Genomic DNA, 17,996 nt, shown 5'->3' on the forward strand with positions numbered 1-17,996 from the left:
AGTGAACAAGTTGACGAGTGAACAAGTTATGTATTTTGTTGACTGCTTTGTTGTTGCAAGATGACATGTTAACGAGTGAGCCAGTTATGCATTCTACAAATTGGTTTGCAAGTTTTGTTGTGCCTAAAAAATAAAATCATAATTCCATTTGAGCTTATTTTAGAAGAGAGGAAATAGAACAAAACCGTTATTCCCTAAATACTTACAAGTTAGATTTAGCCCATATCGGTCAGCTAATAGAAGTATAAACAGCATTATTCTTTTATAATTCTACCTTATAAGGCATTCCTATGTATGCTAAACATTAAAGCCTTACGACCTTTATAACAATAGCTTTAAAATCCCTTACTTTTCGTCTTCAACAGATGTGTTGATGCTTAGCACATGTCGTGTTGTTGGTTAGCACCAATGGTGCTAAGGGCTAATCATATTGCAATTTGCTATCAAAGTAGATTCATTTTCTTATTAGAAGCGGCTTATTTTACACAAACCCTACTCATCTCTTTTGACTAAGAAGGCTTGTCGCTCCGAAACAAATACGCTATTGTTATTAAACCCCAATCAGTCATTAGACCATAAAATGTATAGTTCTTCTTACATTGGTATTGTTTCTTAACATCTTTTATATTCTTAAGATACTCCCTTTTATTTTATCAACTTCTGTACATATCTGTATATATTCTTTCGAAAAACATTTCTTACTATCACCCGTCCATATACCTTTTCAGCCCTTTCATAGACAGAAATTCGCCAATGTTTATAATTATAAGTGTTTTATGTACTCTTTTATTCGAAATAGAAAGAAATAAGACTAATTATGATTTAGAGTATAAATTTAATCGCAAAAAGATTGTTTCTTTTATAAATAATATTTATATTTGCAGCAGATATATAATAGGACGAATAACCTGTAAGAGTCTTTACTCATCAATTCCTCTTAAAATATCTTCTGCTATACGTGCAGATACCATAGAAAAAGTGTTACATTCGACATTTGATTAACTATAAATATGTATATATGAAGCAGGTTTACTATTTTATTTTCTTAGTGCTACTGGCGTTCTCGTCAGTAAACGTAAAGGCTGACACGACTGTAAAAGTCAAGGTTGATGATATCAACAGAGTTTCAGTCAAAGTAAATTACATGCCCGTTGTCAATCTTGCTAACGGAACAAATGAAATAACTGTGCCTCAATATGGTGCCTTAACCATTGAGGCAAAACAAGGTTATTACTTAAAGAGCGTTCTCAAGACGATTGATGCTGACAACTCTGTACCACAGACTATTAATAATCTAACCAGTTGCAACATCTATGTTTCGGATGCAGACAATAATAAACTCTTCACAGTTAAAAGTGCTGACTTAGCTGCAGCTCGCACAGGTTCATGTACAGTAAACGTTGATAATGCCTCAAAAGTGAGGGTGTCACGCAATGAATCACGCACGGCAGTAGAGTTGCAAAATGGTGAAAACACGGTTAAATGGATTCCTAATACCGAGAAAACGCTTGTAATTACCAATGCTAATTATGGTGATGCCCCTATATATAAGGTGACACTTGACGGTAACGACGTTACTCCTTCAAGTGGTCAATACTTTGTTACATTGACTGCTGGCTGCGTTGTTGACATTAAAGCCGATTATCCAAACGTATCTTATCCTGTAAAATTCAACTTTACTGACGAGAATGCAAAGGGTGTTATCTCAAAGGTAATGGCTGATGGTGTGGAAGTTAAGAACTACAACGATGCTGATTTTAAGCTCAAAGCAGGCACCAAACTATCATTGAAATTCGACCAAAGCAACTATGCTTTAGATGCTTTCAAGGTTAATGGAGCTGCTACTACGGTATATGGTACCTACGACTGTTATGTGAAAGACAATCTTGTCTTTGATATTCAAGCACATAAATATGCTACTGTAAAGGCTGTGCTTACTGTTGATAAGGCAGAAAATATCACCGCTTATGAGGGTCCAAGCTATAATAATAAGGTGATAACACTTAAGGATGGCAGCAATAATATTGAGTTAGGCGAGAAGAATAACCTCATCCAAATAAAGCCTAATAGCGGTTGTAAGGTTGAGTCTATCAAAGCAAATGGCACTCCTGTAACAGCTAATTACGAAGGAGCATACGAGATAAGACTAACCGAAGGTATGACGATCGAGGTTACGACATCAGCTATTGTACGTGACCAAAAAGCAACGGTCGTCATTGACGACATCAGCGTTGCGAACTATGGTTTGAGTTTCTATCGTTCTGACCGTTCGATGGTAAAGATGCAGACAGGTGAAAATACTGTGATGTTCTCAGCTGACGACAATCATTTCATGCTTGTTGCAAACGGAAATGACATGAGTAAGATGGTGATAAAATTGAATGGAACAAATCTTAACCCATCTTATCCTGGCGGCACAAGTTTTGAGTTTGATTTGAAGAACAACGACCGTCTGGATGTCCTTCTCAAGGGCGACACAAATGGTATTGAAGCCATTGAATCAGTAAAGCAAGGTAAGGCTGTAGTCTATCGTCTTGATGGCAAGCGTATAGAAGGCACCCAACTACCTAATGGAGTATATATTATTAATGGTAAAAAAGTTATAGTCAACAAGCGATGAGAAAAATTCTACTCACAGTATTTTGTTTATGTTCGGTAGGATTAGCTTACGGTCAGTCGAAGCTTGACCTACAAAGTCAGTTGGAACTGTTCAAACTCCGTAACACTTCCATTCCTACCTACAACAGTCGTACACGTTCGTTTGAACGTCCAAAGAGTGTACCAGAGAACACAATGGCAATGGTCGAACTGAAGGATCAGAACGACCGTACAGACTTAGAGGCACAAGGTGTAAAGGTGCTGCGTGTACGTGGTAATATTGCTATTGTCGTGGCTCCTCTGGCTGATATTGAGCGTATTGCAGACTTGAAGTGCGTTCGTCGTATGGAACTCCCACGTCGTGTTTATCAGAAGATGGATATCGTACGCAAGGAGATTGGTGTTGATAAGATTCATCAAGGCCTCGACCTTCCACAGGCTTACACTGGTAAGGGTGTTGTAACGGGTATTGTTGATGGCGGTCTTGACCCTAACCATATCAACTTCCTCAAGCCTGATGGCAGCACACGCTTCGGTTATATCAGTAAGATTACAGCCAGTCAGTCGAATAAGAATGGTTATCAATACGATAACTATTACCCTCGCGTCGTACTTGACACCTTAACAAACCGTGAAGATGCATACGCTATTGAGGAGTTTACCGCTGACTCTTACAATACTTTCCATGGTACACATACAACGGGTATTATGGCGGGTGGATACAAAGGCGATATGACCTACGCTAAGACTAACGATAACGACAGGTCTTATAAAGTGACAGGTCCTAATCCTTTCTATGGTTGTGCGACAGAGTCAGAACTTGTAGCTTCATGTGGTGATTTGCGCGATCAGTATATTGCACTTGGAGTTGATGATGCTGTGCAGTATGCAAAACTATCAGGAAAGAAGCCTAAGCCATGTGTTATCAACCTTTCATTAGGTAGTAACATTGGTGTACACGACTCAACAAGTGTGATGAATCGCTTCCTTGCAGAGGAAGGAAAGCATGCTATTATCTGTGTTGCAGCAGGTAATGAAGCTAACATGGCTATCGCATTGAAGAAGAATTTTACCGCTGCCGATGAGACGGTTAAAACCTTCCTCACGCCAATGCAGCCAGATACTTTACGTTCTGGAAACAAGACCTACTTTAATCTTCGTAACGGACAGATTGCAGCTTATAGTAATGACTCTACTGAATTCGAATTACAGATAGTTGTTACCAATACGGGTCGACGTAATCGTGCGGTTACAAGAATATCTCTTCCAAAGAACACAAATGGTCAACCTGTAACCTACGCATCAGGTGGTGACTATTCAATGACTGGTGCAATCATTAACGAAGGCTTTGCGAAAGCATTTGATGGTTACGTTACAGCGGCTTCTGCAGTAGATGCTGAAACAGGTCGTTACTACGCTATGGCGCAGATTATGACCAGTGATAACCAGAAAACTAACCAAGACGGCAACTATAAACTGGCGTTGGAAATAAAGAGCAAGAAGCCTGGACAGCGTGTTGAAGTTTACACTGATGCACAGTTTATCTACTTCGATAGCAATAAGCAGGATGGTTTCGTAAGCGGAACACGTAATGGTTCTATCAGCGATATGGCATGTGCAGCAAACATCGTTACCGTTGGTAGTTACAATGTACGCAATCACTGGTCTTCTCTCGATGGCTATGTTTATGGCTACAACAAGCGAGGTGACGAAGATGATTTCCCTGAAGGCGAGGCTTCACGCTTCTCTTCTTTCGGTACATTAGCCGATGGTAGAAATCTTCCACACGTATGTGCTCCGGGTGCATCTATCATCTCTTCTGTCAACTCATACGCTGTAGAGAATCTGGACTTAGGCTATACAGACATGGCATTGCAGGGTAGATTGGAGAAAGGTAGTAAGAAATACTACTGGCATCAATCACTCGGAACATCTATGGCTACGCCTGTTGTGGCTGGTGCTATTGCGCTCTGGCTTGAAGCAAACCCAAGTTTGACAGTCAAGGACGTAATACGTATCATCCAGCAGACTGCTCGTAAAGATAACTATGTTACTAATACGGGCGACCCAGTACAGTGGGGTGCAGGTAAGTTTGACGCTTATGCAGGTTTGAAGCAGGTGCTAAAAGAGAAGAATACCAATGGTATTAATGGCGTAAGATATGCTGAGGACAAGGAAGTTCCAGTTATCACAATGACTGGCGAACGCGCTTTCACAGCCTTCCTTGCTGGTGCAAAGCAGCTGAACCTACGTGCCTATTCACTCAGTGGACAGTTGGTTCACTCACTCTCTGCACAAGGTGACGAACTTAACGTTAATGCCTCTTCATGGAACAAGGGCGTTTACTTGATTCAAGTAAATGGCGGTAAGGCACAACGTATCGTTATCTATTAAGGCTTGATATGTATCGAATAATATTCCCAAAGGATAGGAATAACACTCCTAATCCTTGGGAATACGATAAGTAAACGCAAGCTATAAAATCAGAACACAATAATATTTTTAATTATATGAAGCACAAATTTACTTTTCTGCCATCATTTCTCCTCTTAGTGATGGCTATGTTATGGAGCTCGCTTGCTGCTCATGCGCAAGATGAATGGATGATAAAGTTCCATACGAATGTGCCTGAAAAGGCAAAGAACACAGGTGTTCAAGCACAGGTTTCTTTTGTGTTAGGTTCTAAATCTGACAAGGCCAATGTCTACATCGACTATGGATCAGGTGAAACCGAAGTCGAGATTAAGAAAGCCATTGTTGAGAATGACAAAGGCGAACTGGCTATCAAAGGTACTCTCTGTACAAATGCTGTAACAGATGCAGGCTGGGTAACGATTTCGGGTGACCCAAACGATCTCTATTTCTTCAATGCTTCTGGTAATGAGATTGACAAGATTGAGTTTAATCCTAACTTAAAGCTACAAGTGTTGAACTTAGAGCATAATGTCTTAACATCCCTCAATATCGATCGTTTACAGAGTCTGAATGTTATCTATTTGCAGGATAACCCTTTCTCTGCCACAACTCCATTGATGATTGGAAAGATGCCTGAACTCATAGTTTTGGAAGTACCACAGATTGGACATATCTCTCCAAACTTCACCCTTAAGAACTTCCCTAAACTACGTTCGTTTGATGCTTATCACACGATTGGTCTTAAGGTAGCAGACCCAACAGGCTGTCCTAATCTGCAGCGTTTGAGCCTTGACATGACAAGCGTGGAAAGTGTTGACCTCTCAAAGAACCCAGCATTGGAGATTCTCAACGTGGGTGACTCTCGTATAAAGACGCTTGACCTTCGCAACAACCCTAAGATTACGCAGCTATATATATCTCACTCATCAGGAACAGTCAATACAGACGTGAAGTTTGAGAGCATTGATGTATCTCATTGTCCTGAACTTTACTACTTCTATTGTGGTGGTAATAATCTTAAAGAGCTTAACTTAAGAAACAATCCAAAGCTCTTCACACTCTCTTGTGACCGTAACCTCTTGAGAAAACTTGACGTTAGTCAGAACCCAATACTCTATAGTGTTAATGTACGATACAACTATATGGACTTTGCTACATTGCCTGAACCAGGCAACTGGTTTGAGTATTACCACGAGCAAAACCCTATGGAGTTGAACGATACTTATAAGGTAGGTGATGTTATCGACCTTAGTAATCGTGTGCTTCGTCCAAAAACAAATACACAGGCAAGACTCTTCCGTGTTCCAAAGGCAGACCCAACAAAGCCTGTAGAGTTAGATGATAGCTATTATTCTTACGAGAATGGTAAGGTTACTTTGAAGAAAGAACTTGATGAAGAAGTCTTTGTTCAGTTCAATAATAGCCGCCTGAAAGACTATCCTATCCGCACTGAAAACTTCCGTGTGAAGACTGTTGCAGAGTTTGGTAAGGACGTGAAGGCTATTCAGCTCGCAAGTCTTGGCGACGCAGGTTCTCCTCTGAAGATGTCTGTCGGCATCCTTGGTGCTACAGCAGCTAATCCTGTAACTGTAAAGGTTGACTTAGGCGATGGTAATACTACTCCATTCCAGATTAAGGATGAGCGCCCAGCTACAGCCAATATCGTGACTACACGCACTGGTGCTGGAGACATTATCGTATATGTTCCACAGGATAAGTACGTAACAAGTCTTGAGTCTGATGGTCAGTACATTGACAACATCGACCTCTCTGCACTCACAGAGCTTCGTACGCTTACATTGAAGAGAGCAAATCTTACTACTATCGACCTCTCTTATAACAATAAGCTTGAAAAGCTCGACCTCTCTCAAAACCAGCTTAGACGTGTTGACCTCCGTGGTCCATCATCTTACTTCAATAAGAGTAAGTTGTCTGATATCAACGTAAGCTACAATCAGATTGACTCATTGCTCTTCAATACCATCTATGGTGTAACCAAGCTTAATGTAAGTCATAACAAACTGAATAAGTTAGATCTTAAGGATGCTGACAACTTGCGTATGCTTGATATCTCTCACAATAAGTTCACTCGTCTTCTCCTCAACCACAGCGAACTTATAGAGGATGTAAACGTTTCAAACAATGAGTTGACAGAGGTGAAGATTCCACCTGTAGCACCTATCAAGAAATTGAATGTTAGTGGTAACTACTTCACATTGGCAAATATGCCTAACGACTTCGGCTTGACTCGTGGTAACTTTATCTATGCACCACAGCATGTATTGCAGATTTCAACCTCTTCACCAGGTATTGATCTCTCTGAACAGAATATTACAAAGAATGGTGCAACAACTAACTTTGTATGGAAGAAGAAAGATGGTTCATCGTTACAGTTGGGCAAGGACTACACCATCACCAATGGTTCAGCTAAGTTCATCAACCTTGCACTTGATTCTATCTATTGCGAGATGACGCATCCTGCTTATCCTGATTTCGAAGGACAGAACGTCTTCAAGACTACTAATGTTCATCCTATCGCCTTCCCTAAATACGAGTTGGCTTCCTTTACTACTGTTAACCAGACTGATAGCGTAGTATTGTCTCTTGCAAGCTATATTCCTGGTAAGTCTGTTTACTTCGAGTGGGGTGGCAATGGAAATGTCACACAGTACACACTTGGAGATAAATATAAGATTTTCCAAGCTAAATCAAAGGCGAACACAAAGGTACGTGTACTCGTTGCTGAGGCTGATGATAAGGTGAAAGTCTTCAGTGTTGCAAACGTTAATATGACTGATGTAGACCTCACTGGTTTGAAGGAAGCAAAACTCATTGCTGTAACTCGTGCTGGACTGACATCAATTAAACTCCCTGCAGCACCAAATCTTACCGACTTGAACCTTGAAGGAAATGAGTTGACTGACATTAACTTGTCAGCTTTCCCAAATCTTAATTTCATTTCACTAACGGGTAATAAGATTAAGACATTCGACTTGTCACAAGCACCAAACCTTGGTATTGCTTACCTCTCAAGCAACAAGATGAAGGAAATTAAGCTTAACAACCCTAAGCTTTGGAACCTTGACTTGAGTGATAACGACCTTGAAAACGTGTCACTTGACAAACTTCCTATGCTGGAGCAATTGTGGTTGAATGCCAACAAGTTGACAAAGGTTGACGTATCTAAGAATACCAACCTTACAGTTCTTAATGTCGTTGGTAACCGTCTGAAGTTCTCTACAATGCCATTGCCAAGCAACAACGGTAAACCATTTAATAGATACTCTTACAACCTTCAGGCACCAATCGATGTTAAGTGCGTTAATGGTAAGGTAGACCTCAGCTCTGAGGCTGTCGTTGGAGGTGAGATGACAACCTATCATTGGTTCATCGGTAATGTGACATATAGAGATGGCGAGTTGCAAGGTGAGAGATTAGAGCTAAATGAAGAGTACACACTTGAGAATGGTGTTACCACTTTGAAACTCGACAAGACATTCACCAACCTTGTTTGTGTGATGGCGAACGATAACTTCCCTAATGCTCTTATCTATACAAACTACATCACATTCACACCTGCAACTGGTATTGATGCAGTGACTACAGATAAGGATGTTAAGATTCAGTTCCTCGACGGTGCAATCAGCGTTCTTGGTGCACAGAATAGCACAGTTGCTATCTACTCAATCGATGGCAAGCTCGTTTACCAGGGTAAGGTTGCTAACGATAGCAGCCGCATCCCTCTCAGTCGTGGTACTTACATTGTACGTGTAGGAAACAAGGCAGCAAAGGTAAGCGTTAAGTAAATAATAGCTAACTAATAGACATTCCCCTTGCTTGTTGTAGAATAAGTATTCAGCAACAAACAAGGGGATTGTTTTGTATAAGCCCACGAAGTGTCAATCAAGATTCTCCTTCTGTAACAAAAATCAACGTGTTAAGCCTTAGCACCATTGGTGCTTACCATCAACACGACATGTGCTAAGCATCAACTCGCCCAGTAAAGATGACGTAAGTGAACAAATAAACAGGTGAAAAAGTCAACGAGTTATGTGTTTTTCAGTTTCGCTTAGATGTTTATTGTGCAAAAAAACGAGAAAAAGTGTTATCATCTTGTGATTTATTTCTATCTTTGCAACTCCTTTCTAAGACAGCTAACTATCAACAGACTATCTGGTATGAGAATCGTCCTACAAAACAATCGATCAGACAAGGTAGTGCGAAAGAAGAAAACCTTTAGTCTTCTATGTGTTTACCCATAAACTCTATGCGGTTATCCATTAATAAGAAATACTATGTGTGAAGTAGGACTTACCTACTCTTTTTACACCATAGAAGCGTCTAAACAAGGTTAAAAGAAAATATTAAACGATAAAATTATAATCAACAAGCAATGAGAAAATTTCTACTCACAGTATGTTGTTTGGGTATGTTTGGTTCTGCTTTTGGTCAATCAAAGCTTGACTTGAAGAGCCTGATGGAGTTAAATAAGCTCCGCAACACATCAATCCCTACTTACAACGCCCGTACTCGTTCGTTAGAACAACCAAAGACTATTCCTACAAACATTATGGCAATGGTTGAACTGAAAGATCAGAACAACCGAGCTGATTTAGAAGCACAAGGTATAAAAGTGCTGCGTGTACGTGATAACATCGCTATTGCTTTGATTCCCTTAGCCGATGTTGAGCGTATTGCTAATTTGAAATGCGTTCGCCGAATGCAACTCCCTCGCCGTTTGTTCCAGAAAATGAACCTTGTACGCAAGGAAGTTGGCGTTGACAAGATTCACCAAGGCACAGACCTTCCACAAGCTTACACAGGTAAGGGAGTGGTAACTGCTGTTGTTGACGGTGGTGTTGACCCTAACCACATCAATTTCTTTAAAGAAGATGGTACCAGCCGCTTTGCTTATGTGGGTAAGATAGTGGAAAATAAGCGGAATAAAAATGGCTATCAGTACGACAAGTATTATCCTCGTACCGTGCTTGACACCATGACACAGGCTAATAATGCGCACGCTCTTGAAACTTTCAAGACCGATAATGATGAGATTGTACATGGCACGCATACCTTAGGTATCATGGCTGGTGGATATAAAGGAAACATCACTTACGGAGAGGCTGTTGGAACGTATCAAGCAAAGTCTGTAACAGGAGTAAATCCTTTCTATGGTTCTGCAACAGAGTCAGAACTAATTGCTTCTTGTGGAGATCTTAATGACTTATATATTGCACTCGGTATTGATGATGCGATTGAATATGCTAAGACCTCTGGACCAAGCCCTAAACCCTGCGTTATCAACCTCTCATTAGGTAGTAATATTGGTGTACACGACTCTACAAGTGTGATGAACAAATATCTTTCAAAGCAGGGAAAGGAAGCCATTATCTGTGTTGCTGCAGGAAACGAAGGCGAAAAGCCAATCGCATTGAAGAAGACTTTCGCTACTGCCGGAGAAACAGTTAAGACCTTCCTTACACCGATGGATATTAGTCCTGTAGATGAAGGAGGAACCACTTACTATAACTTCCGCAACGGACAGATAGCAGCCTATAGCAAAGACTCTACTGTCTTTGAGTTTTATATCAATGTTGTCGACACAAAGCAGGACAATCGTACCATCCTAAGCATTGCTGTTCCAAACAACTTGAATGGAAGAGATGTGACTTACGCATCTAAAGCTAAGTATGTAAACAACAGCAACGATGTCAACAAAGACTTTGCGAAAGCTTTCGAAGGTTACGTCTCAGTCTCTTCTGCTATTGATTCTGAAACTAACCGTTACTATGCCTTTGCGGAGGTCATGACTGGCGACAATCAGACAACCAACCAAGATGAAGACTACAAGTTGACCTTAGAAATCAAAAGTAAGAAAGCAGGACAGAGAGTTGAGGTTTATACCGACGACCAGAATATCTACTTCGATGACAATGACGAGGATGGCTTTGTGAAAGGTTCAGCCAATGGTTCTATCAGCGACATGGCGTGTGCAACAAACATTATTACCGTTGGTAGCTATAATGTTCGTAATCACATAGCATCACTTGATGGTAGTATCTATAACTTTAACGGTCTTAGTTCTGGAGAAAGTTTCCCAATAGGTGAGATTTCAAGCTTCTCTTCTTTCGGTACACTCGGTGATGGTAGAAACTTGCCACATGTATGTGCACCGGGCGCAGCCGTCATCTCTTCTGTTAATACATACGCTGTCAAGAATAAGGACTTGGACTATGAAGACGACCAATTACAAGGTAAGTTGAAGAAAGGTAAGGATACTTACTACTGGCATCAGTCAATAGGAACGTCAATGGCTACGCCTGTCGTGGCTGGTGGCGTCGCTCTCTGGCTTGAAGCTAACCCAAGCTTGACCATCAAGGACGTACTGCGTATTATCCAGCAGACTGCTAAAAAGGACGATTTTGTCAAAACAACGGGCGATCCAGTACAATGGGGTGCAGGCAAGTTTGATGCATACGAAGGTCTAAAGCAGGTGCTGCTTGAAAAGCAGACCAACGGAATCAATGGTGTCAGAACTACTGAAAGCAAGGATGCTTTTATCATTACGAAGGCTGGCGATCGCACGTTCAACCTCTTCCTTGCTGGTGCTAAGCAGCTCAACGTACGTATCTTCACACCGAGCGGACAGCTCGTTCATTCGCTTTCCGCACAAGGCAATGAATACAATCTGAATGCTTCTTCATGGAATAAGGGCATTTATCTTATTCAAGTGAATGGTAACAAGGCACAGCGTATTATCATCTATTAAAAGCGCATCATCATACATTAAAAAGGAAAGAACCTTTCAATGATTGGGAAGAAAATGGGAACTTAAAGTCTCATCCCAATCATTGAAAGAATCAAACAAAAAAGAATTGAAGACGCTCTTTTAAGAATACATCTAATATCAAGAGGAAAGCTCCTTATCTAAGCACCTTCATCATGAAGAAGACTGTTTATTACAAAGAAACAAGCTAACTATATACAAAAACGGAAGTATGGTTAAAATTCGTCATAAAAGATTAGCTAATATGCCTTTTAATCCTTACCTTTGCACAGAATAAATAATACTTATGGACTGGTTAATTGATATTTTTTCGGCAGAGAAGCAGGATACGGTAGCCCATATTATGCTATTGTATTCTATTGTCATCGCCTTGGGTATCTACCTTGGCAAAATTAAATTTGGAGGTATTTCGCTTGGCGTTACCTTTGTGTTGTTTGTGGGCATCCTTGCAGGTCACATTAAATTTACAGGACCTATCCCCGTATTGACCTTTGTACAAGACTTTGGATTGATTCTCTTTGTCTTTATGATTGGTCTTCAGGTAGGACCCGGCTTCTTCGAGAGCTTTGGTAAAGGTGGTCTAAAACTAAACATCCTTTCGACGGTGGCAATTCTGCTCAACGTCCTTGTGATGTTTGCTTGCTACTACATTTTCTTTGACACGAAGGACTCAACAACCCTTCCAATGATGGTGGGTACGCTCTATGGTGCCGTAACTAACACCCCTGGTCTTGGTGCTGCTAATGAAGCTCTCCATAGTGTTTACAAGAATGGCATGGACTTCGACATCACTTCAGGTTATGCTTGTGCTTATCCTTTGGGTGTAGTAGGTATCATCGGTGCAACGATTGCTATCCGTTATATCTGCAAGGTAAACCTCCAAGAGGAGAATGAAAAGCTGAATGAGGAAGAGGCTGAGAATCCTAATGCAAAACCCCATTCAATGTATTTGAAGGTACAGAATGCTTATATCGCAGGACGTAACCTCAAGGAGATTTCAGAGTTCCTTAATCGTGACTTCGTTTGTACACGTCTTATGCACAATGGTGAACTCTCACTCCCAACCTTGGATACTGTCTTCGAGTTGGGCGACGAGATTCTTGTTGTCAGCGCAGAGGGTGACGCAGAGGCTATTTGTGCCTTCGTTGGTCCAGAGATTGAAGTAGACTGGCACGAGGAAGACCAGCCACAGCAGTTGGTTAGCCGTCGTATCGTTATTACCAACAGCAAGATTAATGGTAAGACATTGGGAAGCATGCATTTCCGCTCAGTATATGGCGTGAACGTAACACGTATCAGCCGTCAGGGCTTGGACCTCTTTGCTGGTCGTAACCACCGCTTCATCGTGGGTGACCGTATCATGGTTGTTGGTCCAGAGGAGAACGTAAACCGTGTTGCTGCTATCATGGGTAACTCTGAGAAGCGTCTTAACGCACCTAACATTGCAACCATCTTCGTGGGTATCATCGTTGGTATTATCTTCGGAATGTTGCCAATCGCTATTCCTCACATGCCTGTACCGATGAAGCTCGGTCTTGCAGGTGGTCCATTGGTTATCGCAATTCTTATTGGTCGTTTCGGTTATCGAATGGGACTTGTGACCTATACTACCACATCAGCTAACATGATGCTTCGTGAGATTGGTTTGGCACTCTTCCTTGCCTCGGTAGGTATTAAGGCAGGTGCAACCTTCTGGGACACCGTAGTACAGGGTGACGGATTGAAATATGTGTACACTGGTTTCATCATCACGATTGTTCCAATCCTTATCGTCGGCACTATTGCTCGTCTGAAGTATAAGTTCAATTACTTCACAATCATGGGTATGCTTGCCGGAACCTATACCGACCCACCAGCATTGGCTTACGCTAATTCAATTTGTACAGGTGAGGCTCCAGCTGTCGGTTACTCAACAGTTTATCCGCTCAGTATGTTCCTTAGAATCTTCTTAGCGCAGGTAATTGTACTATTCTTCTGCCAGATTTAGGATAGAATAAGTTATAAAAGAAAAATAATTTGGGTGTGTCAGACTTCTGATACACCCAAATTCGTTTATCTCTCAATCAACAAGGACAGTTATTTAAACCCAAATACAAAAGCCCTCAACCATCTGCTTTTAAATGGCTATGAGCTTATTATGCGTTATGAATTTTCCTTACATTATCTCGCTATTAATTTGTCAAAAAGAGGCTAAAACTCATCTTTTCCCTCACCCTTCTAAGTTACTATCTATCAAGTGGTTGTAAAACTCCAATTCAAAAGGTGCTTACTTGGACTTCAAAAGGGCGTTAGTTAGACCTCAAAAGGGCATCTTTTGCAAGCCAAAAAGGCGTTAATTAAAAGCCAATTAACGCTCTTCTTATTTTCAAACTTAGAATTTTATTTACATTATATCACCCGCCCTATACAAAAACATTATTTTGTTACTTATGTTGTTATTTACTTTGTTACTATGTCCTTAAATACTATGTTACCATATCTTCACTTATATTGTTACCATGTCTTTAAATACTATGTCTTTTGTTCATTATGTCTACCACTGAAGTAATCATAATTATGAATTATGAATTGTGAATTATGAATTATATGAGAAAAGTTTTGTATATTTGCCTTTGATTTGTATATGACCAATAGCAAAGGCTATATAAAAGTAGATGAAGAGAACAAAGACATACAGCATAATAACGGGATGGGTAGCTTGTCTATTCCTTCTATTACTTGCTGCATGTAGTGTTCCACATGTACAAGAAGTTGACGATTTGAACGATAAAGCCTATGTTTTGCACTATCGTAATCTCGACTCTGTAAGAATCTATGCCAACAAAGCATATAACTTAGCGGGGAAGTATGATGCGGGAAAGGCAGAAGCATTAAACAACCTTGCTTTTGTTGACTTGATGAAGATGCGCTTTACTGCAGCCTATGCTAAGCTTGACTCTGTTCATAAAATCACTGACAACCAAGTAGAACTCTTAGTAGCTGATATCCAGCTGATGCGTCTTTGTCAGCGTGAGTCACTCAATAAGGAGTTCTACGACTACTATGAAAAGGCAAAGAAGCGAATTCATCGAATTGAAGAGGATGAGAAACTCCTCTCTCCTCGTCAGCGACGTCGCATGGTCTATGCGCGCTCTGAGTTTGCCATTGTCACTTCTACTTACTACTACTATGTAGGTTTAGAGCAGCCCTCTATTAAAGCGATTAGCCAGATTAACCCCGATGGAGAGATTCAAACCGACATGGCACAGCTCTTGTCTTATTACTATAACATCGGAGCTGGTGGTATTATCAATACAAATTCGCAGAAAGCTATTGAGCAAAAGGAGTTTGAATATCTTATCCGTTGCTATATGTTAGCACGTCAGCACAATATCCCTTATTGGGAAGCCAACTCCTTGCAGGCTATCAGTGAACTGATTCTCAACGATAAGAGTAGAGCAACTCTGATGCATGATAACTTGCCTTCGTTCCAGTATATCAACCTTGACAACATGCCTGAGAAGCTCCTTGCGGGTAACTTAGCACAGCGTTCACTGAATATCTTCAAACGTTATGGAGATGTTTATCAGACAGCTGGTTCCTATCGTACACTGGCTTCATGCTATTGGCAGATAAAGGATTATCGCTCGGCTATCATCTGTTTGAACAAAGCTTTGAACAATAACCCTGCTATCAAGCAAGCCCCTGACCTCGTTGCGTCTATTCGTGAGCAGTTGAGTGTGGCTTATTCGGCTATTAACAATAAACAGCAGAGTGATTATAATCGTAACATCTATCTTGACCTTCAGGACGAAACCCGTCAGGATAGATACCTTACATCACGTGCAGAACAATTAGAGCGCACCTCAAAACAGCTGAATCTTATTATCATTGCTGTGGCGCTCTCTATCTTCTTTGTACTTGCTTCGCTCGTCCTCTTCCATTATCTTCGTCGAAGAAAAGACACACAAGGTTCGTTGGACGACCTTCTCCTTCCACTTGAGCAGTGGCGTCAACAGCATCAACAGCACATGGAAGAGTTGGCTGAAAAGTATGAAGAAATATCAGAACAACTTGTTATCAACAAGTTACACCTCACGGACAATAAGCGTAAACACCTCGAACAGCGGGCTAAGATTTCGCTTGTTAATGGTGTTATCCCACTCATCGACCGTATGTTGCATGAGATTGAGAAACTCAAGAAGGGAGGAGAAAACGAAGCTGTACAGGCTGAGCGTTACACCTATATTCGTGAGTTAACCGATAAGATTAATGAACTTAACGCTGTACTTACAGAGTGGATTCAACTTAGACAAGGTAAGCTGTCGCTGCATATTGAGAGTTTTCCAGTACAACAGGTGTTCAATATAGTGAAGAAAGGACGTATGGGCTTCCACATGAAGGGCATAGACCTACGTGTAGATGACACAAAGGCTGTTGTCAAAGCCGACCGTGTTCTGACGCTTTTCATGGTGAATACATTGGCTGATAATGCCCGTAAATTTACGGGAAAAGGAGGTAAGGTGACGATTACATCCATTGAGGAGCCAGACTATGTTGAGATATCTGTTGCCGATACAGGCTGTGGACTCACCGAAGAAGAACAACAACACCTCTTTGACCATAAACCAATTCATGACCAAAAAGATAGTGCTTCGCATGGCTTTGGACTGATGAATTGTAATGGTATCATCAATAAATACAAGAAGATAAGCCAGATATTCTCTGTTTGTGAGATTGGCGTAGAGAGCCAGAAGGGCAAAGGAAGCCGTTTCTTCTTCCGTTTACCAAAGGGTATCAGCCGTATATTATTGGCATTTATCCTCGCTACTGCCTCCCTCTTGACTGCCCAGGCTCGTCCTACAAGAGCCAGCGATAAGGCTACAGCACTTGCTAAGAAAGACTATAATACCCTTGCAGGTATCTACGCTGACTCGGCTTACTTCTCAAACATCAATGGTGCTTACAACAAGACATTGGCGTATGCTGATACTTGTCGTTACTATCTGAATCAGCATTATCTCCAGCTTCGACCTAAAGGAAAGGATTTGATGAAGCAACTTGGAAGCCTTTCTATCGTTCCAGCAGAGATTAAGTGGTATCATGATAGTCTGCCGATGAACTATGGTATCATCCTCGACATACGCAATGAGAGTGCTGTGGCAGCATTGGCACTGCATGAATGGGATGTTTATAGATACAATAACTCTGTTTACACCCACCTTTTTAAGGAGCGTTATGCCGATAACTCATTGGGCGAATACTGTCGAATGATGATGAAGTCGGAGACGAATAAGAATGTGGCTGTTGCCCTTCTGGTACTCTTCTTACTTTCGATCTTCCCCGTTTATTACGTGATGTATTATCGTCATCGTCTTTCCTACCAGTTCTGTTTGGAGCGTGTGAAGCAGATGAACACCACCCTTCTCAGCGATGTTAGCGAAGAAAACAAACTTAAAGAGATTGAGAAAGGGGTGAGCGACAGATTCCCAGAACGATTACTGGTTATCGTCAGACAGATTAAGGAGGCACTAATTGCCTCTGTGGAGGAGAACCAGAAGAGCCAATCAGACATTGAAATGCTGGAAGATGAGGTACGATGTGTGGAATACGAGAACGAGCGTTTACATATTAGTAACAGTATTCTTGACAACTGTCTATCAACGCTCAAGCATGAAACGATGTACTATCCTTCACGTATTCGACAGCTTGTAGACGAGCCTGATGGTGAACTTGAAGTGATTGACGAGTTGGCTATCTATTATAAAGAACTCTATCAGATTCTTAGTCAGCAAGCAATGAGCCAAGTAGAATCCGTGAAACTCGTGTCACGCCCAGTAGACCTCTCGACGGTCGTAAGTACTGCAAAGTTGACAACAACCTTCGAGTCTCCACTTATCAATGGCGACCCGGTCTTCCTTGCTTATTTATTTGATATACTATATCTTATCAATAACAACCAACCACTGACGGTCACAGCCGAAGAACATCAGCCTGGTTATGTAACCCTACATGTTCTCATGTCGACGTTGACACTCTCTGATGATATTTGTCGCGACCTCTTCCAGCCTTCTGCCGACCGTTTGATGTTCTTCATCTGCCGACAGATAGCCCGCGACAATGGCGAATCAACCAATAAACGTGGTTGTGGTATCTCAGCTATCGAGACACCGAATGGCGTGAGAATAGATGTGGTTTTGGCAAAAGCAAATTAAGA

6 protein-coding genes are annotated in these 17,996 nt (G+C 41.2%); all 6 read left to right on the plus strand.

Translation table 11 applies throughout. The features are described 5' to 3' along the window. Positions 1-1,018: 1,018 nt before the first annotated feature. The 6 genes from PMEL_RS08125 to PMEL_RS08150 all read left to right on the plus strand — a co-directional run bounded on the left by PMEL_RS08125 (position 1,019) and on the right by PMEL_RS08150 (position 17,994). Positions 1,019-2,620, plus strand: coding sequence for a hypothetical protein (locus PMEL_RS08125; protein WP_120174858.1), 1,602 nt, complete (start codon positions 1,019-1,021; stop codon positions 2,618-2,620). After that, positions 2,617-4,992 (plus strand): S8 family serine peptidase, encoded by a 2,376-nt coding sequence (locus PMEL_RS08130; protein WP_120174859.1) that lies wholly within the window; start codon positions 2,617-2,619, stop codon positions 4,990-4,992. The genes PMEL_RS08125 and PMEL_RS08130 overlap by 4 nt, the downstream gene beginning before the upstream one ends. A 116-nt stretch (positions 4,993-5,108) precedes the next feature. Next, positions 5,109-8,819 carry a DUF6383 domain-containing protein gene (locus PMEL_RS08135; RefSeq protein ID WP_120174860.1) on the plus strand — a complete coding sequence of 1,237 codons (3,711 nt, stop codon included), beginning with the start codon at positions 5,109-5,111 and terminating at the stop codon, positions 8,817-8,819. Positions 8,820-9,406: 587 nt separating this feature from the next. Continuing rightward, a complete protein-coding gene (locus PMEL_RS08140; RefSeq protein WP_120174861.1) occupies positions 9,407-11,782 on the plus strand; it encodes a S8 family serine peptidase in 2,376 nt (791 codons plus the stop codon). A gap of 304 nt (positions 11,783-12,086) precedes the next feature. Further along, a complete protein-coding gene (locus PMEL_RS08145; RefSeq protein WP_120174862.1) occupies positions 12,087-13,787 on the plus strand; it encodes a putative transporter in 1,701 nt (566 codons plus the stop codon). Between the two features lie 667 nt (positions 13,788-14,454). After that, positions 14,455-17,994, plus strand: coding sequence for a DUF5112 domain-containing protein (locus PMEL_RS08150; protein ID WP_120174863.1), 3,540 nt, complete (start codon positions 14,455-14,457; stop codon positions 17,992-17,994). The last annotated feature ends 2 nt before the right edge of the window (positions 17,995-17,996 follow it).

It is taken from the genome of Prevotella melaninogenica (assembly GCF_003609775.1).
GTDB lineage: Bacteria > Bacteroidota > Bacteroidia > Bacteroidales > Bacteroidaceae > Prevotella > Prevotella melaninogenica_A.